The organism is Burkholderiales bacterium (assembly GCA_035518095.1).
Classification (GTDB): domain Bacteria; phylum Pseudomonadota; class Gammaproteobacteria; order Burkholderiales; family JAHFRG01; genus JAHFRG01.
Map to the genome: position 1 here is coordinate 142,475 of DATIXX010000005.1, position 24,060 is coordinate 166,534.

The 24,060-nt window shown below is 54.3% G+C and carries 29 protein-coding genes; 22 read left to right on the plus strand and 7 right to left on the minus strand.

Annotated elements, in window-relative coordinates:
- Positions 1–12: 12 nt before the first annotated feature.
- The 3 genes from secB to VLV32_01025 are packed head-to-tail and all read left to right on the plus strand — an operon-like array spanning position 13 to position 1,891.
- A complete protein-coding gene (secB, locus tag VLV32_01015; protein ID HUL40480.1) occupies positions 13–465 on the plus strand; it encodes a protein-export chaperone SecB in 453 nt (150 codons plus the stop codon).
- A gap of 11 nt (positions 466–476) precedes the next feature.
- Positions 477–914: an SH3 domain-containing protein gene (locus tag VLV32_01020; protein ID HUL40481.1), complete on the plus strand. Its 438-nt coding sequence runs from the start codon at positions 477–479 to the stop codon at positions 912–914.
- Positions 911–1,891 (plus strand): NAD(P)H-dependent glycerol-3-phosphate dehydrogenase, encoded by a 981-nt coding sequence (locus VLV32_01025; protein HUL40482.1) that lies wholly within the window; start codon positions 911–913, stop codon positions 1,889–1,891. Before VLV32_01020 ends, VLV32_01025 begins: the two co-directional genes overlap by 4 nt.
- Here VLV32_01025 and trmL read toward each other — a convergent pair.
- Positions 1,885–2,349: a tRNA (uridine(34)/cytosine(34)/5-carboxymethylaminomethyluridine(34)-2'-O)-methyltransferase TrmL gene (gene trmL, locus VLV32_01030; GenBank protein ID HUL40483.1), complete on the minus strand. Its 465-nt coding sequence runs from the start codon at positions 2,347–2,349 to the stop codon at positions 1,885–1,887. The two genes, VLV32_01025 and trmL, sit on opposite strands and share 7 nt — an antisense overlap.
- Positions 2,350–2,540: 191 nt before the next feature.
- Here trmL and VLV32_01035 point away from each other — a divergent pair, with 191 nt between their 5' ends.
- The gene (locus tag VLV32_01035) at positions 2,541–2,723 is read left to right on the plus strand and encodes a hypothetical protein (protein ID HUL40484.1); all 183 of its coding nucleotides are present in this window, start codon (positions 2,541–2,543) and stop codon (positions 2,721–2,723) included.
- Positions 2,724–3,151: 428 nt separating this feature from the next.
- Here VLV32_01035 and VLV32_01040 read toward each other — a convergent pair whose 3' ends face one another.
- Positions 3,152–3,844: a ComF family protein gene (locus VLV32_01040; protein ID HUL40485.1), complete on the minus strand. Its 693-nt coding sequence runs from the start codon at positions 3,842–3,844 to the stop codon at positions 3,152–3,154.
- 90 nt (positions 3,845–3,934) lie between these two features.
- Here VLV32_01040 and bioB point away from each other — a divergent pair, with 90 nt between their 5' ends.
- From bioB to VLV32_01095, 11 genes are all read left to right on the plus strand, one after another.
- The gene (gene bioB / locus VLV32_01045; GenBank protein HUL40486.1) at positions 3,935–4,909 is read left to right on the plus strand and encodes a biotin synthase BioB; all 975 of its coding nucleotides are present in this window, start codon (positions 3,935–3,937) and stop codon (positions 4,907–4,909) included.
- A gap of 38 nt (positions 4,910–4,947) precedes the next feature.
- Positions 4,948–6,123 (plus strand): 8-amino-7-oxononanoate synthase, encoded by a 1,176-nt coding sequence (gene bioF / locus VLV32_01050; protein ID HUL40487.1) that lies wholly within the window; start codon positions 4,948–4,950, stop codon positions 6,121–6,123.
- A 97-nt stretch (positions 6,124–6,220) separates the two neighbouring features.
- The gene (gene bioH, locus VLV32_01055) at positions 6,221–6,979 is read left to right on the plus strand and encodes a pimeloyl-ACP methyl ester esterase BioH (protein ID HUL40488.1); all 759 of its coding nucleotides are present in this window, start codon (positions 6,221–6,223) and stop codon (positions 6,977–6,979) included.
- A complete protein-coding gene (gene bioC / locus VLV32_01060) occupies positions 6,972–7,853 on the plus strand; it encodes a malonyl-ACP O-methyltransferase BioC (protein ID HUL40489.1) in 882 nt (293 codons plus the stop codon). Before bioH ends, bioC begins: the two co-directional genes overlap by 8 nt.
- Positions 7,850–8,527 carry a dethiobiotin synthase gene (gene bioD, locus VLV32_01065; GenBank protein HUL40490.1) on the plus strand — a complete coding sequence of 226 codons (678 nt, stop codon included), beginning with the start codon at positions 7,850–7,852 and terminating at the stop codon, positions 8,525–8,527. The genes bioC and bioD overlap by 4 nt, the downstream gene beginning before the upstream one ends.
- 108 nt (positions 8,528–8,635) lie before the next feature.
- Positions 8,636–9,097: a DUF2244 domain-containing protein gene (locus VLV32_01070; GenBank protein ID HUL40491.1), complete on the plus strand. Its 462-nt coding sequence runs from the start codon at positions 8,636–8,638 to the stop codon at positions 9,095–9,097.
- A 121-nt stretch (positions 9,098–9,218) separates the two neighbouring features.
- Positions 9,219–10,295, plus strand: a complete 1,077-nt coding sequence (gene coxB, locus VLV32_01075) for a cytochrome c oxidase subunit II (GenBank protein ID HUL40492.1) — start codon at positions 9,219–9,221, stop codon at positions 10,293–10,295.
- A 29-nt stretch (positions 10,296–10,324) separates the two neighbouring features.
- Positions 10,325–11,905, plus strand: a complete 1,581-nt coding sequence (gene ctaD / locus VLV32_01080; protein HUL40493.1) for a cytochrome c oxidase subunit I — start codon at positions 10,325–10,327, stop codon at positions 11,903–11,905.
- Between the two features lie 126 nt (positions 11,906–12,031).
- Positions 12,032–12,571, plus strand: a complete 540-nt coding sequence (locus VLV32_01085; GenBank protein ID HUL40494.1) for a cytochrome c oxidase assembly protein — start codon at positions 12,032–12,034, stop codon at positions 12,569–12,571.
- A gap of 11 nt (positions 12,572–12,582) precedes the next feature.
- Positions 12,583–12,792 (plus strand): DUF2970 domain-containing protein, encoded by a 210-nt coding sequence (locus VLV32_01090; GenBank protein ID HUL40495.1) that lies wholly within the window; start codon positions 12,583–12,585, stop codon positions 12,790–12,792.
- Between the two features lie 58 nt (positions 12,793–12,850).
- On the plus strand, positions 12,851–13,702 hold the full coding sequence (locus VLV32_01095) for a cytochrome c oxidase subunit 3 (GenBank protein ID HUL40496.1): 852 nt from the start codon (positions 12,851–12,853) through the stop codon (positions 13,700–13,702).
- Between the two features lie 138 nt (positions 13,703–13,840).
- On the opposite strand, the gene VLV32_01100 is transcribed toward VLV32_01095, so the two are convergent.
- Complete coding sequence (locus VLV32_01100) at positions 13,841–14,038, minus strand: twin transmembrane helix small protein (protein HUL40497.1); 198 nt, start codon at positions 14,036–14,038, stop codon at positions 13,841–13,843.
- Between the two features lie 59 nt (positions 14,039–14,097).
- Between VLV32_01100 and VLV32_01105 the strand changes: the two genes are divergently transcribed.
- From VLV32_01105 to VLV32_01125, 5 genes are read left to right on the plus strand one after another with little or no spacing between them, the layout of a single operon-like run.
- Positions 14,098–14,817, plus strand: coding sequence for an SURF1 family protein (locus VLV32_01105; protein ID HUL40498.1), 720 nt, complete (start codon positions 14,098–14,100; stop codon positions 14,815–14,817).
- A complete protein-coding gene (locus VLV32_01110) occupies positions 14,786–15,361 on the plus strand; it encodes a cytochrome C oxidase subunit I (GenBank protein ID HUL40499.1) in 576 nt (191 codons plus the stop codon). The genes VLV32_01105 and VLV32_01110 overlap by 32 nt, the downstream gene beginning before the upstream one ends.
- A complete protein-coding gene (locus VLV32_01115; protein ID HUL40500.1) occupies positions 15,358–16,350 on the plus strand; it encodes a COX15/CtaA family protein in 993 nt (330 codons plus the stop codon). The genes VLV32_01110 and VLV32_01115 overlap by 4 nt, the downstream gene beginning before the upstream one ends.
- Positions 16,340–17,227 carry a heme o synthase gene (gene cyoE / locus VLV32_01120; protein HUL40501.1) on the plus strand — a complete coding sequence of 296 codons (888 nt, stop codon included), beginning with the start codon at positions 16,340–16,342 and terminating at the stop codon, positions 17,225–17,227. The genes VLV32_01115 and cyoE overlap by 11 nt, the downstream gene beginning before the upstream one ends.
- A 21-nt stretch (positions 17,228–17,248) precedes the next feature.
- Positions 17,249–17,845, plus strand: a complete 597-nt coding sequence (locus tag VLV32_01125) for an SCO family protein (protein HUL40502.1) — start codon at positions 17,249–17,251, stop codon at positions 17,843–17,845.
- Here VLV32_01125 and rpoH read toward each other — a convergent pair.
- The 4 genes from rpoH to ftsY form a co-directional block, all read right to left on the minus strand.
- Positions 17,842–18,690, minus strand: coding sequence for an RNA polymerase sigma factor RpoH (rpoH, locus tag VLV32_01130; protein ID HUL40503.1), 849 nt, complete (start codon positions 18,688–18,690; stop codon positions 17,842–17,844). The genes VLV32_01125 and rpoH overlap by 4 nt on opposite strands.
- Before the next feature lie 68 nt (positions 18,691–18,758).
- Positions 18,759–19,667: a permease-like cell division protein FtsX gene (gene ftsX / locus VLV32_01135; protein ID HUL40504.1), complete on the minus strand. Its 909-nt coding sequence runs from the start codon at positions 19,665–19,667 to the stop codon at positions 18,759–18,761.
- The gene (gene ftsE, locus VLV32_01140; protein HUL40505.1) at positions 19,664–20,317 is read right to left on the minus strand and encodes a cell division ATP-binding protein FtsE; all 654 of its coding nucleotides are present in this window, start codon (positions 20,315–20,317) and stop codon (positions 19,664–19,666) included. Before ftsE ends, ftsX begins: the two co-directional genes overlap by 4 nt.
- A complete protein-coding gene (gene ftsY / locus VLV32_01145) occupies positions 20,314–21,267 on the minus strand; it encodes a signal recognition particle-docking protein FtsY (protein ID HUL40506.1) in 954 nt (317 codons plus the stop codon). Before ftsY ends, ftsE begins: the two co-directional genes overlap by 4 nt.
- An 84-nt stretch (positions 21,268–21,351) precedes the next feature.
- Between ftsY and VLV32_01150 the strand changes: the two genes are divergently transcribed.
- Positions 21,352–22,740 carry a pitrilysin family protein gene (locus tag VLV32_01150; protein ID HUL40507.1) on the plus strand — a complete coding sequence of 463 codons (1,389 nt, stop codon included), beginning with the start codon at positions 21,352–21,354 and terminating at the stop codon, positions 22,738–22,740.
- Positions 22,733–24,058 carry a pitrilysin family protein gene (locus VLV32_01155; GenBank protein HUL40508.1) on the plus strand — a complete coding sequence of 442 codons (1,326 nt, stop codon included), beginning with the start codon at positions 22,733–22,735 and terminating at the stop codon, positions 24,056–24,058. Before VLV32_01150 ends, VLV32_01155 begins: the two co-directional genes overlap by 8 nt.
- Positions 24,059–24,060: the final 2 nt, after the last annotated feature.

Genomic DNA, 24,060 nt, shown 5'->3' on the forward strand with positions numbered 1-24,060 from the left:
CAGGCACACGCAATGAGCGAAAAACAGCAGGCGGTATTTTCGATTGAAAAGCTTTACGTAAAGGATTTATCTCTAGAGATTCCCAACGCACCGCGCATTTTCCTGGAACGCGAAGCACCTCAGGTGGATGTGCAGATCCATACTGAGGGCAACCCGATTGATGAAGGGGTTTTCGAGGTCGTCGTGACCGTCACTATTACCGCCAAGCTCAAGGACAAGACCCTGTTTTTGGTGGAGGCGGCCCAAGCCGGAATTTTTAACATCCGAAACGTGGCAAAAGAGGAAATTGAACCAATTCTGGGAGTCGCTTGCCCGAATATTCTTTTTCCATTTGCCCGCGAGGTAATTTCTGATGTTGTCAGCCGCGCCGGCTTTCCGCCGGTGATCCTTAACCCGGTGAATTTCGAAGCCCTGTATCAGCATCGCCAGCAGCAGCCTCAGGTGAACGCGCCAACTACTCATTGAACTTTTCAGTCATGCGTTACTGCTTAATTGTTGTTTTAATGTGTTTGGCTGTTCCGCCGCTTTGGGCGACGGAATTCCGCACTGTTGACGAAGACGCGGTAGTGCTATACGACGCGCCGTCGCTTAAAGCTCAAAAGCTTTACGTGCTCGGCCGTAATTACCCGGTGGAAGTTGTGGTGGTGCTGGAGAACTGGATCAAGGTGCGCGATGCCAGCGGAGATCTTGCTTGGGTGGAAAAACAATCTCTAAGCGATAAGCGTAGCGTGATGGTTAATGTGCCCCTCGCCGACATACGTCAGGCTCCAAATGACAATGCTCCCGTGGTGTTTCAGGCAGAGCAGTCGGTGTTGCTGGAATTTGTGGAATCGTCAGATCCGGGTTGGATCAAGGTGCGGCATCGCGATGGACAAACCGGTTATATACGCACCAATCAAGTGTGGGGCGTATGAGGCTCGCGGTTCTCGGCGCGGGCGCATGGGGCACTGCGCTTGCCATCACCTTTTCTTCGCGCTACGACGTCGGCCTCTGGGAACACGATATTGCGCATTTTACCCACCTCCGAACGCATCGTAGTTCACGCTTCTTGCCGGGTTTTTCCCTGCCGGAAACAATACAATTTCATTCGGCCATCACTGACGCGCTGGCGCGCGCCGAATTGGCGCTGATCGCAGTGCCGATGCAGGGCTTGCGGCAGACTATGCGGGCGATGACGTCCAGCCGCGTGCCGGGAATTTTGGCCTGCAAAGGTTTCGAACCCGGCGGCCAATGTTTGCCGAATCAAGTCGCAGCGGAGGAACTTGCAAAAGGAACCCGCTACGCAATTCTATCGGGACCCAGCTTCGCTCAGGAAGTGGCGCAAGGCCTGCCCGCTGCGCTTACCCTTGCTTCTTCCGACAAGACCTTTGCGCAAAGTACAGCAAAGGAATTGCACAGCCAGAAACTGCGTATTTACTCAAGCAACGACGTGATTGGCGTGGCGGTAGGTGGCGCGGTGAAAAATGTAATGGCGATTGCGGCTGGCATTGCCGATGGCATGGGCTTAGGCCACAACGCGAGGGCTGCGCTAATCACCAGGGGATTGGCGGAAATTACGAGGTTGGGCATGAAAATGGGCGGCAGGCCGGAAACGTTCATGGGTTTGGCCGGTGCAGGCGATCTGATTCTCACTTGCACTGGCGATCTTTCGCGCAATCGACAAGTCGGGTTGATGCTGGCCGCCGGGCAACCGCTGTCACAGATACTCGGGAAGCTTGGCCATGTCGCGGAAGGCGTGACTACGGCGCGTGAGGTACAACAGCTCGCAAGTGAACTGAAAGTAGATTTGCCCATCACACGCGCGGTGCACCGTGTGCTGTATGAGGACGTTCCTGCAAAAGTGGCGCTGCAGGAGCTGTTGGACCGTGATCCCAAAGCTGAAAGCTACTGACCTCCTTTAAAACCTGCCTGCCGCCACGCTTCGTAAATCACCACCGCCGCCGCATTCGCCAGATTCAGGCTGCGGCTTTGCGCTAGCATTGGCAACCGGATTCGGTTCGGCTCGGCAAAGCTTTCCAGAAGGTTTTGCGGCAATCCTCGTGTCTCCGGGCCGAAAACGAATACGTCGCCGGGACAAAATGTGACTTGATCGTAGCGTCGCTTGCCACGGGTAGTGACGGCAAACCGACGGCGCCCGGACAAGGATTCTTTACAGCTGTCCCAGCTTTCATGCAACGTAACACGCGCGAATTCATGGTAATCAAGACCTGCGCGACGCAACTGGCGGTCGTTCAGTTTGAAGCCCAACGGCTTGATCAGATGCAGCGACACGCCGGTATTTGCGCAAAGGCGCACGATGCTTCCGGTATTCGGAGGAATCTCGGGCTGATACAGGACTAGATCGAACATACGCCTCGTATCATATAAGAAAAAAATATATTGAGCCGTTCGGGGTCGCCCAGCACGCTTGCTACAAAAGCGCTTTTATCTATTTATAAAATTATTTTATGGCAAAGCCTGGAAGAAACCGCAGACGCGAAATCGAGTCGGCCTTCTAACCAGCCAAGCAGAACCGGGTTAAAATTGCGCTTGAGCAGCAAATGCAAAGCACGAACCCTGAGGTAGATTTACTTGGCGATTCCATTGCGGGCGAAGAGCAGAGAACGGAAGGCGTGGCCAAGCAGCTCAACACCACTTACGTCAAATATTTCTATGCCAACGCTAACCTCCGGTGCAAACTGCTCGGAGTCGAAGTGCGCCGATCAGGCCAAAATCCGATTTGAATTTCGGATGTCTCCAAACCTAATCCTGCGCCCGTACGGCACTCTGTTCCTTACCTCGAAAATAGGTCAGCTCGGGGACACGGCCGTGTGCGTTCGGTCTGGAAAGAACGAATATTGGCGACGTGGTTGAAATTTCGAAGAAACGCTCTCGTTCGCGACGCGCAACGCGAAAGGCAGGTTCGCATTTCGGTACCACTATTGCGGCAGACATGGCGTCGCGAAGGAGTCGGGCATCCTCACACGATGTCGAGGCTCAGGCCGGTATGGGTGTGGTACATGGGCCTAGGATTTCATTGCAGGCGGTGCAACAATTAGCCGGGGCGCGTATGCTTTTCAACAAGTGATAACAGCCGGCGGGATTACTCGCGAATTGCAGGCGTTTGTCGAACAGCAGTTGAAGCAAATAGCGATCGCCAAAAAGTAGCTGCCTAAGGCGGCAGAGTACGAGCCACGACCCAAGCACTGATTTCAATCGCTCCCTTTTTGCGCGCCGCCTTGGCAAGCTCGTTGAGCGTCGCGCCTGTAGTCATCACGTCATCAAGCAGCGCGATTTTTTTTTCGCGAAGTTCTGCAGTAAACAGAAAGGCGCCGCGCACGTTTTTGGCGCGGTCTTTCCAAGGCAGGCCCGCTTGCGGCGGGTTGTCGAGAACCCTGCGGCACGCATCAGTCAATAGACGCACGCCCAACTTCTTTGAAATAACTCTCGCGATCTCGAGCGCTTGATTAAAGCCGCGCTCGCGCAGCCTTGCAGTAGAGAGCGGCACGGGGATCAGGTAATCAGGCCGGTCGTCTAAATTGCGCAGCAACTCCACAGCGAGAACCGGAGCAAGCGCCAGATTTCCCTGATACTTGAGCGACTGTACCAAAGCGTCAACCGGAAAACTGTAAATAAAAGCGGCGCGTGTACATTGAAATGCCGGAGGGTCGCTCATACAGCTGCCGCACAGATCTCCAACAGGTATTGGCAGCGCACATATCCTGCAACGCGGCTGGCGCAGGTGCGGCAGGTGTTCGTGGCAGCCCGTGCATAAGCTTTGGGTACGGACTGCGGCGCCGCAAAGCACGCATTCGTTTTGCAGGATGCGGTGCGCGAACGCCAGGCAGTTGTTTAAAATATTCATTGCCGAAATTGACAACTCAATAGAAATACTTGATGATGCATGCAATTTTAAGCGTTACCCCATCGTATTCTATGTTGACATAATCGAAACATGACCCCGTCCGCACTCGATCAGAAAAAGCGTGGCAATCCGCCGCGAGCGAACAGCACGGCAGAGGTTGAAGCCTTATTCGCACTGCCGTTCAACGATCTAATTTTCCGTGCGCAACAAATACATCGTCAATACTTCGATGCCAATGCGGTGCAGTTGTCGACGTTGCTTTCGATCAAAACTGGAGGCTGTCCCGAGGATTGCGCCTATTGTCCGCAAGCGGCACGTTATCACACTGGTGTAGAAAACCACGAAATGCTGCCGCTGAGCGCGGTGATTTCTGCGGCGAACGCCGCAAAGAAAGAGGGAGCGACGCGGTTTTGCATGGGGGCTGCATGGCGTGGTCCAAAGCAGAAAGAACTGGATCAAGTAGTCGAAATGATTAGGGTGGTGCGGCACATGGGACTGGAAACCTGTGCAACCTTGGGGCTGCTTAAGGAGGGCCAAGCGGAACAGTTGCACGAGGCCGGACTAAATTATTATAACCACAACCTCGATACTTCAGCAGACTATTACGGAGAAATCATCACCACACGCAACTACCAGGATCGGCTGGAGACGCTGCAACGGGTTCGTGGCGCCGGCATCAAGGTGTGTTGCGGCGGCATCGTAGGTATGGGCGAGACACGTCGCCAACGTGCCACGATGATTGCGCAACTTTCCAACCTTGATCCTTATCCTGAAAGCGTACCGATCAATAACCTGGTACAGGTCGAAGGCACGCCCCTCTTTGGAACCGAGAAGCTGGACGCACTGGAGTTTGTGCGTACCATTGCCGTTACGCGCATCATCATGCCCAAGGCCATGGTGCGGCTTTCTGCCGGACGCGAATCCATGACTGAGGAACTTCAATCATTATGTTTTCTCGCGGGCGCAAATTCCATTTTTTACGGCGACAAGCTGCTGACTACCGGCAACCCAAAAGCGGCGCAGGATAAAGCATTGTTGCTTAAGCTCGGCATGCGCCCGATGTAATTTTTCTTCAATAAACCGAGGACAAGCCTGGGACAGGCTTGTCATTGGTACAGATGCTTTTTACCCACCTGCGCGATCAGCTTCAACGCCTCGAAAGTGAAGGTCTACTACGCGTCCGCAAGATGATGGCAGGGCCTCACGACTCTCACGTAAAACTTGACGGGCGCGACTTCGTTTCATTCTGCAGCAATGATTACCTTGGGCTCGCTTCGCATCCGGCGCTGGTCGCGGCTGTACGCGAAGGCGCAGAATTATACGGAGTCGGCGCCGGAGCCTCGCACTTGGTAAGCGGACACAATATCGCGCATCACTCGGTCGAGGAAAAACTCGCAAAATTTGTCGGACAGCCTCAAGCGTTGTTATTTTCCACCGGTTATATGGCGAACCTCGGGGTGGTGACCGTACTTAGCGGCCGCGACGGTGTACTGTTTGGCGACCGGCTGAACCACGCGTCGCTTAATGACGCGGCGCTGCTTTCAAGAGCGAAACTTCGGCGATATCCGCACCTTGATATTCAAGCGCTGGCAAAGCTGCTCGCTGCGTCGCCTAACAACCGCAAGCTTGTGTTGAGTGATGCAGTGTTCAGCATGGACGGTGACATTGCGCCTGTGCCGGAACTCCTTGCCTTGTGCGAGCGGCATAATGCTTGGCTTTTACTAGACGACGCGCACGGCTTTGGCGTGCTGGGCGCGCAGGGCCGGGGCGTACTCTCGCATTGCAACGTGAGTTCGCCGCGCATCATTTACATGGCGACCCTGGGCAAAGCCGCCGGCGTATTTGGCGCGTTCGTTGCCGGCGAAAAAGAAATCGTCGAAACACTGATGCAGCGCTCCCGCAGCTACATTTACACAACTGCGACACCACCGCTTCTTGCGCATGCCTTGCTCAAAAGCCTGGATTTGATTTGCGCTGAAGATCTACGCAGAACACATCTTGCGAATTTGATTGCGCGCTTCAATAATTGCCTGCGCCTCGAGCGTTGGCGACTGCTGCCCTCGCAAACCCCGATCCAGCCTTTAATTATCGGCGAGAACCGCATGGCGCTAAAGGTGGGCGCGGCGCTGGCGGAAATGGGAATTCTGGTTCCTGCGATTAGACCGCCCAGCGTGCCGCCGGGCACAGCGCGACTGAGGATTTCGCTGTCCGCCACCCACACGGCAGAAGACGTAGAGCGGCTTGCAAACGCTTTGCATGAATTGGAAAGAACAGTTTAACGGTGGCGCTCGCGGCGTAAATTTTTATGGTCGTAGCTATCGTGTCTTTAAGAATTTTCTGGAATTCCTCTGCGCTCTGTGCTGAACGGGTTTTGAATTGTCATTGCATATCGAAACCATAGGCAACGGACGGGATCTGGTGCTTCTCCACGGCTGGGGCACGCACAGTGGCGTGTGGGACGGAGTGCGCGCGGACTTGGCGAACCGTTTCCGCGTTCATCTCGTAGATCTGCCCGGCTACCGCCACAGTCCGGCCTGTTCGCCATATACGCTTGAAAAAATTGCTCAAGGCCTGGCAATAGCGATACCTACATCCGTTTGTGTTTGCGGCTGGTCACTGGGTGCGCAGGTAGCGCTACGTTGGGCCCACGATTTTCCCGGACAGGTGACGCGCCTGGTGCTGGTTGCAGCGACACCGCGGTTTGTGCGCGATAACAGCTGGCCGAGTGGAATTGAAGGGTCGGTATTGCAGGATTTCGCCGCAGATTTACGGCGCGATGCGCAACGCTCGCTCAGACGCTTTGCATCACTGCAATTGCGCGGGGCGAAGAACGCGCGCAGGCAATGTGCTTGGCTCTGCGAACGCATATTCGAAGGCGCTAACCTCCAGGCATTGCAAGCGGGCCTGCAAATGCTATTGGATACCGATTTGCGCCGAGAAATCCGCGAAATAAGTCAACCGACATTACTGGTGCACGGGCAGAAAGACCGGCTGGTGTCCGAAATCTCTGCATACCGGTTGGCGCACCTTCTCGTTCGGGCGCGATTGGAAATGTTCGAGGACTGCGCCCATGTGCCGTTCCTGGACCAGGGCACCAGATTTGTGAAAGTGGTTTCAGAATTTATCAATGAATGATGAAGATCCATTCGCGATAGACAAGCGCCTTGCGCGGCTTGCTTTCGAGCGCGCGGCTGCGACTTACGATGAAGCCGCAGTATTGCAGCGCGAAGTGGGCGCTCGTATGCTCGGCCGCCTAGACTACATCAAATATCTTCCGCGATCGATACTCGATGCCGGCAGCGGCACCGGAGAGGGCACCCGCGCACTCCTGCAACGCTTTCCCAAGGCAAGCGTGCTGGCGCTGGATATCGCGCGTGGCATGCTGCAGCGCTCGCAAAAGCACCTGCCGAGGCGCTGGCTGCCATTTTTCTTCCGAACCATCGCTCACGTTTGCGCAGACATTGAACGCCTGCCGGTTAAAAGCTCAAGCATAGACATGGTGTGGTGCAACCTGACGCTACAATGGCTAAATGATCCACACCGAGTATTTGTCGAAATGCATCGCGCATTGCGGCCCGAAGGTTTGTTCATGTTCAGTACGTTTGGCCCGGATACGCTGAAAGAATTGCGCGAGGCGTATACGGGGATAGATCGTTACAGCCATGTGCATCGCTTCGCAGACATGCATGATCTCGGCGACATGCTGGTTGCTGCGCGGTTTGTCAACCCAGTCATGGAAATGGAACGGATTAGCATGACTTATTCCGACCTCACTTCGCTGATGCGTGACCTAAAGAGCATTGGCGCGCATAACGTGTCCCGCGGCAGGCGCCGCGGATTAACCGGAAAAACGCAGTTTCAGGCTGTCGCTCGCAATTACGAGCAGTTTCGTCGTGAAGGGCGGCTACCGGCGACTTTTGAAGTGGTGTACGGACACGCCTGGAAACCCGAATCCCCGCGTATGGATGATGGAAAAAAAGTTATCCGGCTGGAAGCCAAGAGTTCATGAGGCGCGGTTTTTTTGTAACTGGCAGCGATACCTCTGTCGGCAAAACAATACTTGCGTGCACATTGCTGCACGCTATTGCGTCACGCGGATTTAGCGTGGTGGGAATGAAACCAGTGGCCACAGGCTGCGAGGCAAGCCTTGAAGGTCCGCGTAACCATGATGTAGAACAGCTGATTGCGGCGAGCACAATCAAGGCGCCGCGGCATATTGTGAATCCGTACGCGCTCAATTCGCCAATTGCGCCACATATCGCCGCGCGACAGGCCGGGATTGAAATCAAGACGGAGTTAATTAAAGAGGCGTTCGAGCAGTTGAAAAAAATGGCCGATGTGGTCGTGGTTGAAGGAGTGGGTGGTTTCAAAGTGCCGCTTAATAATCGGCAGGACACGGCCGATCTTGCCAGCTTGCTCGATCTGCCGGTCATTCTGGTGGTGGGTATGCGGTTGGGGTGTCTCAACCACGCGTTGCTGACGTCAGCCGCAATTCACTCTCGCGGCCTGAAACTCGCGGGTTGGGTCGCAAACTGCATTGATCCGCACATGGCCGCGCTGCGAGAGAATTTATTCGCGCTTGAGGAACGGATTAACCGACCTCCACTGAGTGTGTTCGCGTTTCAGCCCGATCCGCGGCCGGAAAAACTGGCGCGTGAGCTCGCTGTACAATCCTTGATCTGAATTCAAACACCGGACGCAGACGCAGTGCTTATTCTTGCCTTGCTGTTATCCGTATGCTAATTTACGCGCTTGGCGAAAAACGGGCCGAGCGGGTCGGGAGCCACAAGCATGCAGTTTGCAGATGTGGATGATGCGGGGGCTTACACGCTTACCGCAAAACGCAACAACTCGCTTAGCACGTCGGGCCGGTATCTGGTTTTTGGTTTTATTTTTGTCGTTTCATTCGGCATTTCCACGGCGTTTGCGGCTTTTGGAGCGTGGCTGGTTTTGCCATTCGCCGGCCTCGAAATGCTGGTTTTGTTTCTGGCTTTCTACTTTATCGGGCGTCGGTCGGACGATTATGAGCGTCTCACCTTGAACGGCGACCGACTCGTGCTCGAGCGCATGGAACACGGAAGGCTCGGGCACTTCGAGTTCAACCGATACTGGGCACAGGTGGTGTGCGACACCGAAGGAAGTCGCTTGGCGCTGCGTTCGCACGGCCGAGAGGTGGAATTCGGGCTTTACCTGACGGAAGAAGAACGTGTAAAGCTCGCGCGGCAGCTTAAAGATAGAATCCGGCAGCGCTAATGGCTTCGATCAATTTGATGCGGCGTCGGATTCTTAGGGCAAAAAAAGCTAAACTTCGTGCTTTCCTGGGGTGAATATGGCAAAAAAGTTACTACTGTGCTGGATCGGGCTGTTGCTTCCAATGTTCTATGCCGGAGCGGCGCAAAGCGCCTATGAATTAAACCTGCAACAACCTGAAACGCCCATCGCCCAGCAAATTTACGATTTGCACACCCTGATTCTTTGGGTGTGCGTGGTCATATTCTGCGGGGTGTTTGGCGTGATGTTTTATGCGATATTCAAGCACCGTAAATCGCTTGGCCATGAAGCCAGCCAGTTCCACGAAAATACTACCGTCGAGATCATCTGGACCATTATTCCTTTCTTCATTTTGGTAGCTATAGCGTATCCCGCCACGAAAACCGTTCTGGCGATGAAAAATACTTCCAATCCGGATATAAGCATTAAAGTCACCGGCTATCAATGGAAATGGAAGTATGATTACTTGCAAGACGGCATCAGTTTCTACAGTACGCTTTCCACGCCGGAGGACCAGATTTACGGCCGGGCGCCCAGGGACGAACATTATCTGTTGGAAGTGGACAATCCGCTGGTGGTCCCGATTGACAAAAGAATTCGCGTGCTTATCACGGCTGATGACGTGATTCATTCTTGGTGGGTACCCGCCTTCGGAGTGAAGCAGGACGCGATCGTCGGTTTTATCCGTGACGCTTGGTTCGAAGTTGAGAAACCCGGAATTTACCGCGGCCAATGTGCGGAATTGTGCGGCAAGAACCACGGCTTCATGCCTATCGTAGTGGTAGCGAAGGAACAAAAAGATTATGAGACTTGGCTCGCCGAGCAAAAGCAGGCACAGGCGGCAACGACGGTCAATATCAACAAGACTTTCACCTTGGATGAGTTGAAAGCTCAGGGGGAAAAGGTTTTTAATACAACCTGCGCTGTCTGTCATCAGGTCAACGGCAAGGGTATTCCCGGCACCTTCCCAGCCCTGGACGGCTCAAAAATCGTCAACGGCCCCAAAGCAGATCATTTGAATATTGTGATGAACGGAAAACCGGGCACGGCGATGGTTGCGTTCAGCAAGCAGCTTTCGGACCTTGAGCTTGCTTCGGTAATCACCTATGAGCGCAACGCTTGGGGTAACAAGACGGGAGACGTGATACAGCCGAGCCAAATCAAAGCATTGCGTAAGTAACAGACCAAGAGGATAAGGAGAACAGCATCATGGACGCAGCACAAGCAACGCACGCCCACGGCGATCACGCACATCATCCTAGCGGCATCATGCGCTGGGTGATGACGACCAACCACAAGGACATCGGCACGCTGTATTTGACCTTCAGCTGCATCATGTTCTTCATCGGCGGCACCATGGCGATGACCATTCGCGCCGAGCTGTTCGAGCCGGGGTTGCAATTCCTGCGACCTGACTTCTTTAACCAGCTCACCACCTTGCACGGGCTCATCATGATCTTTGGCGCAATCATGCCGGCATTTGTAGGTTTCGCGAACTGGCAGGTGCCGATGATGATCGGCGCGCCGGATATGGCGTTTGCCCGCATGAACAACTGGAGTTTCTGGCTCCTGCCGTTCGCCGCGTCTCTATTGCTCATTTCGTTCTTCGTGCCGGGCGGCGCCGCGGCCGGAGGCTGGACGCTCTACCCGCCGCTGTCTGTGGAGTTGGGTCCCGGCATGGATTTGACTATTTTCGCCATCCACTTGCTCGGCGCGTCCTCCATCATGGGCGCGATCAACATCATTACTACCATCCTCAACATGCGCGCGCCCGGGATGACGCTGATGAAGATGCCGTTGTTCGTATGGACGTGGCTGATAACGGCATATTTGCTGATCGCCGTAATGCCAGTGCTGGCCGGCGCGGTAACCATGCTGCTAACGGACCGCCATTTCGGCACCCATTTCTTCAACGCGGCCGGAGGTGGCGACCCGGTGCTGTTCCAGCACGTATTCTGGTTCTTCGGCCATCCCGAGGTGTATATCATGATTCTCCCCGGCTTTGGCATCGTTTCGCAAATCATTCCGACCTTCTCGCGCAAGCCTCTGTTTGGCTATACCTCAATGGTGTACGCCACCGCCTCGATCGCGATTCTCTCCTTCTGTGTCTGGGCGCACCACATGTTTACCGTGGGCATGCCGGCGGCGGGACAATTGTTTTTCATGTACTCAACCATGCTGATTGCGGTGCCGACGGGCGTGAAGGTTTTCAACTGGGTTGCGACCATGTGGCGCGGCTCAATGACCTTCGAGACTCCGATGCTTTTCGCCATTGGCTTCATTTTCCTGTTTACCCTGGGTGGTTTTACCGGACTGGTGCTGGCTATTACGCCCGTGGACATTCAGCTGCAGGACACCTATTACGTGGTCGCGCATTTCCATTACGTGCTGGTGGCAGGCGCGCTGTTCAGCATTTTCGGCGGCGTTTACTACTGGCTGCCGAAGTGGACCGGCAAAATGTATGACGAAACGCTTGGCAAATGGCATTTTTGGCTATCGATGATTTTTTTCAACGTCGCCTTCTTTGTGCAGCATTTTCTGGGTCTGGCGGGAATGCCGCGCCGTATTCCCGATTACGCGCCGCAATTTGCCGACTTCAACATGATCTCCAGCATCGGCGCTTTCGGCTTCGGCCTGTCGCAGCTGGTGTTTGTGTATCTCGTCATCAAATGCATCCGCAGCGGGGAAAAAGCGCCCGCCAAACCGTGGGAAGGCGCGCATGGGCTGGAGTGGACGCTGCCGTCACCTCCTCCCTACCACAGCTTCGAGACGCCACCCGTGGTCAAATAGGAGAGGTGAACCGGCGATGATGCGACATGCTGAACCGGGTTCGCAGAAGAACAGGGTGCGAACCGCTTTGATCATGCTTTCGATCGCCGCAGCTTTTCTAATTGGTTTCATTATCAGTCATTGGCGATGAGCGTAAACCGGTCTAAAAGTACGATGCTCAGGAAACTGGTAATTGTCTCAGTGGCGATGATCGGCTTTGGGTTTGCGCTGGTACCGTTTTACAAGAATACCTGTGACGTCACCGGATTTAATAATACCCTCAAGGCTGATGAAGTGGCAAAGAACTCCCAAGTGGATTATTCGCGCACCGTCACCGTTGAATTCGACGCGAATACCCACCACTCGCTGTCCTGGAACTTCCAGCCGTCGCAGGGCGGCGTGAAAGTCCATCTGCGGGATATGACGCACGTGGTTTATGAGGCTAAGAATACCTTGCCCTATTCTGTCACCGGGCAGGCGATACCGAGTTACGGACCGCAGCTCGCGGTGCTGTATTTTAAGAAGGTGCAATGCTTTTGTTTCTCGCAGCGGACCCTGAAAGCGAATGAAGTAGGGAAAATACCCGTGGTATTTGTAATTGATCCGCAGTTACCCAGGGACGTAAGCACCACTACACCGTCCTATACTTTCTTTGAAGTGGACGGCAGCCGCGGAAAAACGGGCTAGACGGATATGCAATGCATCAGGAAGCGGGCGAGCGGAAGAAAGCCACGGCGCTGCAAGCTGCAAAGGCGGTATTTTGGGCTTTTTTCGGCGTCCGCAAAGGAACGGACCGCGACGCCGATGCAGTGAGCATTACGCCCTTGCAGGCAATTGTTGCCGGTCTCATCGGTGCCGCGTTGCTTGTGTTGTGTTTGCTGCTGCTGGTGCACTTTGTGACCAGCTAGATGCTTTTTAGCGAGTTGTAGAAGTAGGAATCAGGGTACACTAAAAAGAGAGGACTTCATGACGCAACAGCCTCGACATTATTACGTGCCATCGCCATCGCACTGGCCGATTCTCGGTTCGCTAGCACTGTTTTGCATGGCGATCGGCGCAACGCTGTGGATAAACAATCATGCGAATATCGGGCCATGGGTGTTGGTGGGTGGCCTTTCCATTTTGATCTTTATGCTGTTCGGCTGGTTCGGTACCGTGATCCGCGAAAGCGAAGGCGAAAAATTCAATAATCAAGTTGATCTCAGCTTTCGCTGGGGTATGAGCTGGTTCATCTTCACTGAAGTCATGTTCTTTGCGGGATTTTTTGGCGCGCTATTTTATATGCGCGTGCTGGCGATACCTTGGCTCGGGGATTTCGAAAACAAGATTCTGTGGCCGGATTTCACCGCTCACTGGCCGGTAGCGGGGCCCGGACTCAAGGAACAGTTCACGCCCATGGCGGCGTGGGGCATACCCGCGATCAACACGTTGATCCTTCTTTCCTCCGGCGCCACCGTCACTTGGGCTCACTGGGGATTGAAGCGCAACGACCGCAGACAGCTTATCATCGGGCTTATACTGACAATCCTGTTAGGCTGGACCTTCTTGGCACTGCAGGCGCATGAATACTGGCTTGCCTACACAGAATTGAATCTTAACCTTACCACGGGTGCCTACGGTGCAAGCTTCTTTATGCTGACCGGCTTTCACGGCTTGCATGTAACCATCGGTACCATTATGCTGGTCACTATCTTGGGCCGTTGCATAGCCGGACATTTCAAGCCTGAGCACCACTTCGGATTCGAGGCGGTGTCGTGGTACTGGCATTTTGTTGACGTGGTGTGGCTGCTGCTGTTTATTCTGGTCTATTGGCTATAACTCGCGGGCATATTCTGCTCAAGGAGGAAAACGCAGCACACAAGTAACAACAAGGAGGAGGAACCCCATGCAAATAAAAAGAGGGACACTGACGCCGCATGGTATCACTGTGCGGCGCCTTTTTTTCTTAAGCAGGAATTACAACCCCTGGGGCGGAATGAGGCCGAAGTAAAAGCCCAGCATGAGGATAAGGAACAGCACTATGGAAAAGGTAATGCGCACGGTAAGCGCCTTAACGGTGCGTTCGGATTTGCCTTTGTCCTTGATCAGGTAATACAGCGCAGAACCGAGGCTGATAAGTATGATCGCGATGAAGAGGAAGACGATGATTCTCACGCTGCATTTCCTTGTAAAAAATTCAGTTTAGACGATTCGCCACTTCGTTGCCAACAGGGATGCTTTATGGTTTTGAATTCAAGCCCAGGCTGTGGTCCAGTATTGCCGCCGGCGCGGTATTGTTACTGACCCTCTGGCTCGGGCACTGGCAGCTTGAGCGCGCGGGTGAAAAGCAGAAACTTGAAGACCGCTTCGAGGAGCTGGCCAAGCAGCCGCCGGTCAGCGTTCCCGCGACCCAGGTCAATCCTGATGAATATCGGTTTCGCAATGTCGAAGTGCAGGGACGGTATGCCGATTCCTACACCATTTATCTGGACAACCGCATTTATCATGGTATTGCGGGTTACCAGGTGATAACGCCTCTGCAAATTGCAGGCAGCCGGACTTACATTCTGATTAACCGTGGCTGGGTGCCAAGAGCCGCGGAACGTCTGGATTTGCCCGTAATACCGACGCCGCGGCAGCCAGTGAAAATCAGCGGCATTGCGGTGGTTCCCAGCAAGAAAATACTCGAGCTCTCCTCGCAAACGGTGGAAGGAAAAATCTGGGAAAACCTCGTGCTGAAGCGCTATCGCAAAGCGGTACCGTTCGAAATTCAGCCGATTGTGATTGAACAGGAAAATGACACTGCAGATGGATTGGTGAGGGATTGGGAACGTCCGGACGTGGGTGTTAACATGCACCGCGGCTATGCGTTCCAGTGGTTCATGCTGGCTACAGCGATCATAATTTTATATTTGGTGCTGAATGTCAAACGAGTATCACCGCGGAAGGATTAAGCTGCTTTTGATCGTGCTACTGTGCGCCACACCAGTGGCGGCAGCATATATCACGTTTTATTTCTGGGAGCCGCGTCAGGGAACCATGAACTACGGTGAACTTCTGCCGCCGCGTCTATTACCGGACGCTGAATTGCAATCGCTAGACGGGCGACCATTTCGCATCAGCGAACTTCGTGGAAAATGGCTGCTGCTGCAAGTGGATTCCGCCGCGTGCAGCCAGAGCTGCCGCAAGAAATTGTATTTTTTACGGCAGTTGCGTCTCACGCAGGGTAAGGACATGGACCGCATCGAGCGCGTATGGGTAATTGACGACGGTGGTACGCCGCAGCAACAGCTGGTAAAAGAATATGCCGGCACCTGGTTGATACGGGATACGAGTGGCGCGTTGCTCGCTGTGTTTCCCTCGGCCAATTCGCCACAAGACCATATTTACGTCGTCGATCCACGAGGTAATCTGATGTTGCGCTTTCCGCGTAATGCGGACCCCAGAAAAATGATCAAGGATATTAGCCGACTGCTCATGGCCTCCCAGATCGGATGATGTTTCGAAAACTTGTCTTAACCGCCGCAATTCTCGCATATGCAGTAGTGGTGTTTGGAGCCTTCGTGCGTCTTTCAAACGCCGGACTGGGCTGCCCGGATTGGCCTGGTTGTTACGGCCGTCTCGCCGTGCCTCAAAGCGCACCAGCACGCGGTATTGCTCATTTAGAATTTCCGAACAAGCCGCTCGATAACGCCAAGGCATGGATTGAAATGACGCATCGATATCTGGCAGGCACGCTGGCTTTGCTGATAGTGGCAATTGCCGTTTACGCTTCACGCAAGCGCGCTGAGTTGCAGCAATCGCCGTTACTGTCACTGTTACTTGCCGGGCTGGTCGCGTTGCAAGCGCTGCTTGGAATGTGGACTGTAACTTTGTTATTGAAACCGGTTGTGGTTTCCCTGCATCTGCTGGGGGGCATGGTCACCCTGGCATTGCTGTGCTGGTTGGCGTTGCGGCAATATGCGCGGCCAACCGTATATGCCGTGAGTCGGGACTCGCTAAAATTCTGGGGCTGGCTGGGACTTGGGCTGTTGGCGGTGCAGATCGCGCTGGGCGGCTGGGTGAGTGCCAATTACGCAGCTCTCGCTTGCGGCGGATTTCCGCTATGTAACGGCAGCTGGTTGCCCAAGATGGATTTCTCGGCAGGCTTTCAGCTGGTTGGCAGTGAGGGAACGACGAGCGGCAACACACTGTCCAATTTGGCGCTCGCGTCCATAAATTGGACACATCGACTCGGCGCGTTAATTGTTTTGTGTTATCTCGCGTCTCTGGCAATTGCGGTTCTGCGCATCAAACGGTTGCAAAAATACGGGGTGTTGCTGCTGACCATCGTCTGCCTGCAGGTCGCGCTTGGAATTGGCAACGTTTTGTTAAGCCGGCCTTTGCCGTTGGCGGTGGCCCACAATGCCGCTGCTGCGCTATTACTGGTCGTCATGGTGGTGTTAAACTTTAATTTATCGAGTTCGGGAGTTGACGATGGCCTTTAGCTTAACCTGGGAGCGAGCGGGTACCCGCGTTCACCAGTATTTCAAATTGTGCAAGCCACGCGTGGTGTCGCTTATCCTATTTACCGCAGTTATTGGAATGTTCCTTGCAACGCCGGGCATGGTCCAGTTCAATACGCTGCTCTTCGCCACATCGGGAATTGCACTGGTAGCCGGCGCCGCGGCAGCAGTGAATTGCCTGATTGAGCAAAAAATCGACGCAGTTATGGCACGTACTCGTTACCGCCCGCTGCCGCGCGGGGAGTTGACTTCACTGCAGACACTCGTTTTTTCCGGCGCGCTAGGCGGCGCGGGGCTGTGGTTGCTTGACCGATTCATCAATCCGGTTACCATGTGGCTGACCCTTGCGACTTTTCTGGGATACGCAGTTATTTACACCGTGATTCTCAAGCCCATGACGCCGCAAAATATTGTCATCGGAGGCGCATCCGGCGCAATGCCGCCCGTGCTGGGCTGGACCGCGGTAACCGGGGAAATTTCCTACGATGCGTTGTTGCTGTTTCTGATCATTTTTGCATGGACTCCGCCGCATTTCTGGTCTCTCGCCCTGTATCGCAAACACGAGTATGCCAAAGCAGGATTACCCATGTTGCCGGTCACCCACGGCGATAAGTACACTCGCTTGCACGTACTTCTGTATACGCTGATTCTCGTTGCCGTGAGCCTGCTGCCGTTTGTAACCAAGATGAGCGGCTGGCTCTACCTATTAAGCGCCTGCGCGCTGGGAGGGATTTATTTATATTATGGAGTGAGAATCTTTGTGGACTACAGCGACGCGCTGGCGCAGCGCGCGTTTCGATATTCCATCGTGTACCTCGCGGCGCTATTCGCCGCGCTACTATTAGATCACTGGCGTTGAAGCCAACTTTTCTTGCGTCTTATGACCAAATTTCTGCTGGCCGGTCTGCTATCTGGTATTTTGGGCGCGCTTGTCGGATGTGATACAACAGCCAAAGTAGAACACTTCCAATCTACTGACATTACTGGCGCAAGTTTCGGAAAAGATTTTCATTTGACGGACCACAATGGCAAGTCCAGAAGCCTTGAGGATTTCAGAGGCAAAGTGGTGGTGCTATTCTTCGGCTATACCCATTGTCCCGATGTTTGTCCGGCTACACTCGCTGAACTCGCAACGGTGATGAAGCAATTGGGCCCGGAATCCGAGAACGTGCAAGTATTGTTCGTGACTGTGGATCCGCAGCGCGACACACCGCAAGTGCTGGCGAAGTACGTACCCTCGTTCTACCCCAGTTTTCTAGGTCTGTACGGTGACCCCGAAGCGACGTCCAGAACCGCAAAGGAGTTTAAAATCGTCTACCAGAAAGTTGCCGGCAGTGGTCCCGATGATTACACCATGGACCATTCGGCCGGCACCTATGTATTCGATCAGAAAGGAAGACTGCGCTTGTTTGTAAGCTATGGGCAGGGGGCGCCGGTTTTTCTGCACGACGTCAGACTCCTGCTTGCCGAGAATTAACCAGCCACCATTGCCGCTTTCATTTTGGCGAACGCTTTTTCTTCAAGCTGCCGGATGCGTTCGGCCGAGACCTTGAACTCTGCAGCCAAATCGTGCAGTGTCGCCGAATCTTTTTCCCGAAGCCAGCGTTCTTCGATGATGCGGCGGCTGCGCGGATCGAGACTCTCAAGCGCTCGCTTGAGATCCGTGGTTTGCAAACGACTGTCCTGTTCGCGTTCCAGGATAAGCGATGGCTCATTTTCCGGATCGCTGAGGTATGCGATCGGGCTATATGCTTCGTCGTCATCGACCGCCGGTTCTAACGCGACATCATGCCCGCTCAAGCGCGTCTCCATTTCAGATACCTCTGAACTTTTCACGCCAAGCAGATTGGCCACATCCATTGTTTGCTTAAGACGCATAGGTTCCAGCCCCTGTTTCAGGCTGCGCAAATTGAAAAATAGCTTGCGCTGCGCCTTGGTCGTGGCGATTTTCACGATGCGCCAATTGCGAAGGATAAATTCGTGGATCTCGGCGCGTATCCAGTGTACGGCGAACGACACCAGGCGCACTCCGCGCTCCGGGTCGAAGCGTCGAACTGCTTTCATGAGCCCGATGTTGCCTTCCTGGATCAGGTCTGCCTGCGGCAGCCCATAACCCATGTAACCGCGAGCGATAGCGACCACGACGCGCAGGTGTGAGAGCACCAACTGTCTGGCTGCTTCCAGGTCGTTATCCGCGCGCCAGCGTCGTGCTAATTCCGTCTCCTGCTCTTGCGTGAGTATAGGAAAGCGGTTTACCGCCTGGATATAACTCTCCAGGCTTCCCGTCACCGACGGGATAGGCAAAGCCATAGTTTGCGTCATTCGAAATCCCTCAAAAAAATATTTTAGCACTCTCCATCTCAGAGTGCCAAGCATAGGGAAAGTTCTGGCTAACGCGGTTCGATTTGCCGCAGATGCCTGCTTACCGATAGCCAAGCGCCCAGCCAGCCAAGCCATGCTGAAAATAAAATCAAGATTGCACTGTCTTTCATATCTAAGTGATTTAACTGGAAATTTATCGAATATAGCCGGGCCAAATCCGCGAGAGCCTTATTCAGCACTTCAATGCTTCCCGCCACGATGACCCAGGCGACCGCCCCGCCCGCCAACCCCTGCAGAGTTCCGATATACAGGAATGGTCGGCGAATGAAACGGCCGGTTGCGCCGATCAGTTTCGCCACCTCAATTTCGTCGCGTTGGGTGAGAATTTGAAGCCTTATCGTATTGAACGTCACTGCCACCAAGGCGAAGCTTAACAACATAGCCAACAGCAATATGATCAGTTTGCCAAGCCGCAACAACGCATCCAGCCGCTGCGCCCAAAGCGAGTCCAGCTGCACATGCGCGGCGTTGGGCCAAGAACTGATCTCGTTTCGCAATGCTTCCAAGGCATCCGCAGAGGAATTTTTCGCGTGAATTATAAATGCATCGGGCAAAGGGTTTTGCGTCAGGCTTTGCACCACATCGCCGATACCGGTTGACCGTTGGAGCTCACGCAGCGCCTTGTCACGTGGCACGAATTGGAAATTACGCACTGAAGGATTGTTTTTAAGCCGCAACTGTATTTGGGCGACATCCGCTGGGGTCGCCTGCGTACCCAAAAACAGGCTTATCTGGGGTTCGCCGCCGATTTGTCCGGACAAGCTTTCGAGGTTTCTGAGCAGAGCGTAAAGTCCACTGGGCAAGCTTATTGCAATGCCGATGACGCTGATATTGAGTAGGCTGGCAAACGGGTTTTGCCGAAGACGTCTCAGGGCAAGCCGCATGGATTGTACATGATGCGCAAGCCAATACTTCACGAAGCCAGTTCCCCGTGGTCGAGCCTCAGCAGACGCGGATTTAATCGCAGCAACATTGCATTATCATGGCTGGCGATGATCACCGTCACCCCCACCTGATTGAATGATTTGAACAGCCCCATGATGTCGCTGGCATAGGCCGCGTCCAAATTTCCAGTGGGCTCGTCGGCAAGCAAAATTGCCGGCCGGTTAACGATAGCGCGCGCGATGCACAAACGCTGTTGCTCTCCGCCAGACAGTGTGATCGGATACGTCTTTTCCTTATCCAGCAAACCCACCTTGTCGAGCGCTGCGCGTACCCGTTTACCGCTCTCCTTGCGTTCATAACCGGTGATTTGAAGAGGCAACACCACGTTTTCAAATACAGTACGCTCGAACAGCAGCTTGTGATCCTGAAACACCAGGCCAAAATTGCGACGCAGATACGGAATTGCTGAAGCGCGCAGTTTGCTGGTATTTTGGCCATTTACAACAACGCTGCCGCGGGTGGGGCGCTCGATGGCGGCAATTAATTTAAGCAGGGTACTTTTGCCGGCGCCGGAATGACCGGTTACGGCAACCATTTCACCCGGCTGCACGGTGAACGAAATGTTTCTGAGGACATCGTAGCCCCCCGGATAGCGCTTGCCGACTTGGCTCAAGCTAATCATGCAAGCACGGTCTCCACAAACTCCACGGCATCGAACGGTCGTAGGTCATCGGGTTTCTCACCAATGCCGATAAAACGGACCGCAACCGGCCGCGCCCTGGCAATAGCGGCTAATGCCCCGCCCTTGGCGCTGCCGTCCAACTTGGTAATAATAAGTCCGGTCAAACCCAAAGCATCATCAAACGCCTTAACCTGATTCACCATGTTTTGTCCGGTGTTGGCATCAAGTACCAGCAGGATTTCATGCGGTGCCGAGGGTTCCGCCTTGGCGATCACGCGTTTTACTTTCTTGATCTCTTCCATTAAATGCAATTGCGTGGGAAGCCGGCCTGCAGTATCAGCCAGCACGATATCGATGGAGCGCGCCTTGGCTGCATGTATGGCATCGAAAATTACAGCCCCGGGATCCCCGCGTTCCTGGGAGATGACGGTGACACTGCCGCTTGCGCCCCACGCCTGCAGCTGCTCGCGCGCCGCCGCACGGAACGTATCGCCCGCCGCGAGCACAACCGATTTTCCCTGCTTCTGAAAATATCTTGCAAGCTTGCCGATGCTGGTGGTTTTGCCGCTGCCATTTACCCCTGCCAACATAATAATGAACGGCCGTATCGCGCCAATGTCAACGGGTTTGCCCAGCGGTGCGAGCAAATCCAGCAAGCACTGCCGCAAAACTGCTTGCAGCTCTTCCGCTCGTTGCAGGTTTTCACGCTTGGCGCGCGCGCGCAACATTTCCAGCAGATACTCGGTGGCTGCTGCGCCCACGTCGCCGCTGAGCAGCGTGTGTTCCAATTCCTGATAAAGTGTCTCGTCAATCTTGCCGCTGCGCAGCAGGTTTGCCAGTTGTCCGCCCAACTGATTGCGGGTGCGCGACAGGTTTTGCTTTAGCCGTGCCGCCCAGTTTGCTGCATCTTCAGTGCGCGTGTTCTGGTCTTGCTTCAAGAAACTAAACATGGCGATGTGCTGTCACAAAACGCGTATTTGCGATTCGTTGCGGGTATAATTCTATTCCCAATTCGTCGGATCCAGGCTAAAAGAATGATGGCAATCTTTAGGCTTTTTGCAAAACCAAATGTTCTTCTCGCTGTTGTTTTGTCTGGTTCGCTCTCGCATGTTGCTCGGGCGTCGACCAGCGAGCATACGCTGAGCAACGGGCTTCGGGTGATTGTCAAGGAGGACCACCGTGCACCCGTTGTCGTGTCGATGGTGTGGTACAAGGTCGGGAGCTTAGATGAAGAGAACGGCACGACCGGTGTCTCCCACGCGCTGGAACACATGATGTTCAAGGGCACCAAAAAGGTGCCAGAGGGAGAGTTTTCCAAAATCATTGCCCAGGCCGGCGGCCGGGAGAACGCTTTTACCAGTAGGGATTTCACCGCGTATTTCCAATTACTGCACAAGTCGAAGCTCCCGCTGGCAATGAAACTTGAAGCAGATCGCATGCAAAACCTGAATTTCTCCCAAAATGGCTTTGCAAAGGAAATGAAGGTAATAATGGAAGAACGGCGTTGGCGTACCGACGATAACCCGCAAGCGCTGGTGTACGAGCAATTAATGGCAACCACTTTCGAAGCGAGCCCGTACCGCAGACCCGTCCTAGGCTGGATGAATGACCTGGTGAATATGCGCGCGCAAGATCTGGAGCACTGGTACCACACCTGGTATGCGCCGAATAATGCCACGCTGGTGGTGGTGGGAGACGTGACGCCCGGAGAAGTATTTAAACTTGCTCAACGTTATTTCGGCGCAATTAAATCCAAAGTATTACCGGTACGGAAACCGCAGGAAGAGCCGCAACAACGTGGCAGCCGCAGCGTGACGGTGAAAGCACCGGCCAAGTTGCCGTACGTCATGATGAGTTACCATGCGCCGGTGTTGCGCGACGCCGAACGCGACTGGGAACCTTACGCGCTCCAGGTTCTTGCCGGCGTGCTCGACGGCAACGAATCTGCTCGGTTAAACCGCAATTTGGTGCGGGAAACGCAGGTTGCCTCTTCCGCTGGGGCGGATTACGACATTACGGGACGCGGTCCCGGGCTCTTTTACCTGGAAGGCGTTCCCAGCGAAAACAAAACTGTTGCAGATCTGGAAGCGGCCATGCGTGGTGAGTTGCAAAAAATTATCGTTGACGGCGTGACCAACGACGAACTCGAACGGGTGAAGGCCCAAGTCATTGCCAACAAAGTATTTGAGCGTGATTCAGTAATGGCCCAAGCCCATCAGATCGGGGGGTGGGAAATGGCCGGACTGTCATATAAATCACTGGATAATTTAGTGAGCAAGTTGCGAGCGGTAAGCGCTGCGCAAGTGCAGGCTGTGGCAAAAAAATATTTCCAAGACGACAGCCTTACAATCGCTGTGCTCGACCCGCAGCCCCTTGATCAGGAAAAGTCTCATAAGGCGCCGGCAGGGTTACGGCATGATTAGCGTCGTTAGGGGGTGCGGCGTGGCTTTGGTTGGATTATTCGCAGGCACAGGACCTGCATTTGGCATATTGCCGATACAACATTGGCAGACTTCGAGCGGGGCCAGCGTCTATTTCGTTGAACGCCACGAACTGCCGATGCTTGACGTGAGCATTGATTTCGCGGCTGGCAGCGGCCGCGATTCGCCCGCTGTATCCGGCCTGGCGAATCTCACACGGCATATGCTGAGCCTTGGCGCAGGCGGGCTTTCCGAGGACGAAATCGGCGAAAAACTAGCCGATGTCGGAGCGCAGCTTGGCGGGCGCATCGATCAGGACCGCGCCGGAGTGACCGTGAGAACGCTGAGCAGCGAGCGCGAGCGCAATCAGGCGCTCGACATATTATCGCGCATCGTGCAACAGCCGGAATTTCCCGAAAAAGTGCTGGAGCGGGAGAAAGCACGCATCGTGGCAGTTCTCAAGGATTCGGCCACCAAACCCGAAAGCATCGCGGAGCGCGCCTTTTACACGCTTCTCTATGGCAGCCATCCATACGCTCGGCGCATATCCGGAGAAGTGGACAGCGTGGAGCCGCTCCAGCGCTCTGATCTAGAGGCGTTTTACCGCACTTATTACACCGCAAATGATGCTGTAGTGGCCATCATTGGTGATGTAAGCCGCGACGCGGCACGTGAAATCGCTGAGAACCTTACGGCGAAACTGCCTCGACAGGCATCGCCCTTACCCGTGCTGCCCGAAGTCGCGCTTCCGGCAAAGGCGCAGGATCGCGAAATTCCACATCCGGCGACGCAAAGCCACATTCTTATGGGGTATCCGGGAATAAAGCGCGTTGACCCTGACTATTTTGCCCTTTTTGTCGGTAACTACATCCTTGGCGGCGGAGGGTTCTCTTCCCGCTTCGTCGAGCAGGTGAGGCAGAAGAGAGGACTCGCTTATAGCGTCTATAGTTATTTTGATCCACTGCAGCAGAAAGGCCCGTTTCAAATCGGGTTGCAAACCAAAAAGGAGCAGGCGCAGGAGGCGATTAATGTGGTTCGCGAAACGCTGCGCAACTTCATAGCCAACGGGCCGACTGAGCAAGAACTCAAAGCGGCCAAGCAGCATCTCGTCGGCGGTTTTCCGCTGCGCATAGATACCAATAAGAAGATACTCGAGTATCTTTCGGTAATCGGCTTTTATCGCTTGCCGCTTACGTATCTTGATGACTTCATACCTAACGTCGAGAGCGTTACCGTAGCGCAGATTAAAAACGCGTTTCAGCGGCGTATCGACCCGGACAACATGGTCACCGTAATTGTAGGAGCACCGGGCGCAAGCTGAAA

Bases quoted from the DNA above. Each gene is read 5' to 3' on its own strand.
- secB (HUL40480.1), top strand. From the start codon at position 13: ATGAGCGAAAAACAGCAGGCGGTATTTTCGATTGAAAAGCTTTACGTA.
- VLV32_01020 (HUL40481.1), top strand. From the start codon at position 477: ATGCGTTACTGCTTAATTGTTGTTTTAATGTGTTTGGCTGTTCCGCCG.
- VLV32_01025 (HUL40482.1), top strand. From the start codon at position 911: ATGAGGCTCGCGGTTCTCGGCGCGGGCGCATGGGGCACTGCGCTTGCC.
- trmL (HUL40483.1), bottom strand. From the start codon at position 2,349: ATGTTCGATCTAGTCCTGTATCAGCCCGAGATTCCTCCGAATACCGGA.
- VLV32_01035 (HUL40484.1), top strand. From the start codon at position 2,541: ATGCAAAGCACGAACCCTGAGGTAGATTTACTTGGCGATTCCATTGCG.
- VLV32_01040 (HUL40485.1), bottom strand. From the start codon at position 3,844: ATGAATATTTTAAACAACTGCCTGGCGTTCGCGCACCGCATCCTGCAA.
- bioB (HUL40486.1), top strand. From the start codon at position 3,935: ATGACCCCGTCCGCACTCGATCAGAAAAAGCGTGGCAATCCGCCGCGA.
- bioC (HUL40489.1), top strand. From the start codon at position 6,972: ATGAATGATGAAGATCCATTCGCGATAGACAAGCGCCTTGCGCGGCTT.
- bioD (HUL40490.1), top strand. From the start codon at position 7,850: ATGAGGCGCGGTTTTTTTGTAACTGGCAGCGATACCTCTGTCGGCAAA.
- VLV32_01070 (HUL40491.1), top strand. From the start codon at position 8,636: ATGCAGTTTGCAGATGTGGATGATGCGGGGGCTTACACGCTTACCGCA.
- coxB (HUL40492.1), top strand. From the start codon at position 9,219: ATGTTCTATGCCGGAGCGGCGCAAAGCGCCTATGAATTAAACCTGCAA.
- ctaD (HUL40493.1), top strand. From the start codon at position 10,325: ATGGACGCAGCACAAGCAACGCACGCCCACGGCGATCACGCACATCAT.
- VLV32_01085 (HUL40494.1), top strand. From the start codon at position 12,032: ATGAGCGTAAACCGGTCTAAAAGTACGATGCTCAGGAAACTGGTAATT.
- VLV32_01090 (HUL40495.1), top strand. From the start codon at position 12,583: ATGCATCAGGAAGCGGGCGAGCGGAAGAAAGCCACGGCGCTGCAAGCT.
- VLV32_01095 (HUL40496.1), top strand. From the start codon at position 12,851: ATGACGCAACAGCCTCGACATTATTACGTGCCATCGCCATCGCACTGG.
- VLV32_01105 (HUL40498.1), top strand. From the start codon at position 14,098: ATGCTTTATGGTTTTGAATTCAAGCCCAGGCTGTGGTCCAGTATTGCC.
- VLV32_01110 (HUL40499.1), top strand. From the start codon at position 14,786: ATGTCAAACGAGTATCACCGCGGAAGGATTAAGCTGCTTTTGATCGTG.
- VLV32_01115 (HUL40500.1), top strand. From the start codon at position 15,358: ATGATGTTTCGAAAACTTGTCTTAACCGCCGCAATTCTCGCATATGCA.
- cyoE (HUL40501.1), top strand. From the start codon at position 16,340: ATGGCCTTTAGCTTAACCTGGGAGCGAGCGGGTACCCGCGTTCACCAG.
- VLV32_01125 (HUL40502.1), top strand. From the start codon at position 17,249: ATGACCAAATTTCTGCTGGCCGGTCTGCTATCTGGTATTTTGGGCGCG.
- rpoH (HUL40503.1), bottom strand. From the start codon at position 18,690: ATGACGCAAACTATGGCTTTGCCTATCCCGTCGGTGACGGGAAGCCTG.
- ftsE (HUL40505.1), bottom strand. From the start codon at position 20,317: ATGATTAGCTTGAGCCAAGTCGGCAAGCGCTATCCGGGGGGCTACGAT.
- ftsY (HUL40506.1), bottom strand. From the start codon at position 21,267: ATGTTTAGTTTCTTGAAGCAAGACCAGAACACGCGCACTGAAGATGCA.
- VLV32_01150 (HUL40507.1), top strand. From the start codon at position 21,352: ATGATGGCAATCTTTAGGCTTTTTGCAAAACCAAATGTTCTTCTCGCT.
- VLV32_01155 (HUL40508.1), top strand. From the start codon at position 22,733: ATGATTAGCGTCGTTAGGGGGTGCGGCGTGGCTTTGGTTGGATTATTC.